The organism is Autumnicola patrickiae (genome assembly GCF_031846525.1).
Classification (GTDB): Bacteria; Bacteroidota; Bacteroidia; order Flavobacteriales; family Flavobacteriaceae; genus Autumnicola; species Autumnicola patrickiae.
The window spans coordinates 1-2,008 of sequence record NZ_JAVRHM010000054.1 but is presented as its reverse complement, the minus strand read 5'-3'; the positions used below and the strand labels follow the sequence as shown (position 1 = coordinate 2,008).

The window sequence follows — 2,008 nt, the reverse complement described above, 5'->3', positions numbered from 1 at the left end:
ACAAATTAATGCAGGGACTTATACCGTGACTGCAACAGTGAGCCAGGAAAACTACAATGATCAAGTACTGACTGCAGATCTTGTTATTGAAAAAGCTGAAGCCATAATCACTGCTGAAACTACACAGACTTTTACCTATGGCGGTACTGTTAAGAATATTGCAGCTGGTCTAAACCACTCGGAAACTGCATTGACGTATTCCCCTCAACAAGGATATACCAATGCAGGGACTTACCCGGTGACCATCTCTGCTGAAGCAACCAGTAATTATGAGGCAGCTTCAAAAGAGGTTTCTTTAAAAATTGAAAATGCCGAAATCACAGGAGTGGCTCTTGAAGGAGATACCTTCATATATGATGGAACTCAGCACAGTATTTTTGTAACGGGTCTTCCGGAAGGAGCGACCGTAGAGTATGCCAATAACGGACAAATTAATGCAGGTGCTTATGCAGTGACTGCAACTATCAGCCAGGAAAACTATAATGATCAAGTTCTGACTGCCAATCTTGTTATCGAGAAAGCTGAAGCCGTAATCACTGCAGACCCTGTTCAGACTTTTACTTACGATGGTACTGTGAAGAATGTGGCGGCGAGCCTGAATCATGAAGAAACTACATTGACGTTTGCTCCACAACAAGGCTATACCAATGCAGGTAATTATTCTGTTACTGTTGCTTCATCCGAAACCGACAATTATTTGTCAGCTTCAAAAGAAATGTCTCTGGTTATTGAAAATGCAGAAATCACAGGAGTGGCTTTTGAAGGTGATACTTTTATTTATGACGGAGCTGCGCACAGCATTTTTGTTACAGGACTTCCGGAAGGTGCTACAGTAAAGTATGCCGATAATGGACAAATTAATGCAGGGGCTTATACCGTGACTGCAACAGTGAGTGAGGAAAACTATAATGATCAAATCCTGACTGCCGAGCTTGTGATCGAAAAAGCCGAAGCTATAATCACTGCGGAAGCTGTACAGACTTTTACATATGATGGAACTGCTAAGAACCTTGAAGCGAGCCTAAACCATTCAGAAACTAGCTTAGTCTACAGTCCGCAGCAAGAATACACTAACGCAGGAACATATGAAATAAAGGTTACTTCAGCAGAAACTGACAATTACCTGTCGGCTTCCAAAGAAGTTTCATTGATAATCGAAAAAGCTGAAATTACAGGAGTGGCTTTTGAAGGTAACACTTTCACTTATGATGAAACTTCGCATAGCTTAGCCGTGACAGGACTTCCTGAGGGAGCGACAGTAACATACGCCGATAATGGGCAAATTAATGCAGGTACTTATACGGTGACTGCAACTGTAAGTCAGGAAAACTATAATGATCAAGTTTTGACTGCCAATCTTGTTATCGAGAAAGCTGAAGCAATAATCACTGCAGACGCTGTTCAGACTTTTACTTATGATGGAACTGTGAAGAATGTGGCGGCAAGCCTGAATCATGAAGAAACTACATTGAAGTTTGCTCCGCAGCAAGGATATACCAATGCAGGGACTTACCCAGTAACCATTTCTGCTGAAGAAACCAGTAATTATGAGGCAGCTTCAAAAGAAGTGTCTTTAAAAATTGAAAATGCAGAAATCACAGGAGTGGCTCTTGCTAGTGATACCTTTACCTACGATGGAACTGCGCACAGTATTTTTGTTACAGGTCTTCCTGAGGGAGCGACAGTAAAGTATACAGATAATGGGAAAACTAATGCAGGTACTTATGAAGTGACTGCAACTGTAAGTCAGGATAACTTTAATGATCAAGTTCTGACTGCCAATCTTGTTATCGAGAAAGCCGAAGCCGTAATCACTGCCGAGGCTATTCAAACTTTTACTTATGATGGAACTGTGAAGAATGTGGCGGCAAGCCTGAATCATGAAGAAACTACATTGAAGTTTGCTCCGCAGCAAGGATATACCAATACAGGGACTTACCCGGTAACCATTTCTGCCGAAGAAACCGAGAACTATTTGTCGGCTTCCAAAGAAGTCTCTGTAGTAATC

Annotated in this window: 1 protein-coding gene; it reads left to right on the top strand. The window is 41.7% G+C overall.

What is annotated here, in order from left to right; translation table 11 throughout:
* A partial coding sequence (locus RM549_RS19270; protein ID WP_311687730.1) for an MBG domain-containing protein occupies positions 1-2,008 on the top strand: 2,008 nt, incomplete at both ends.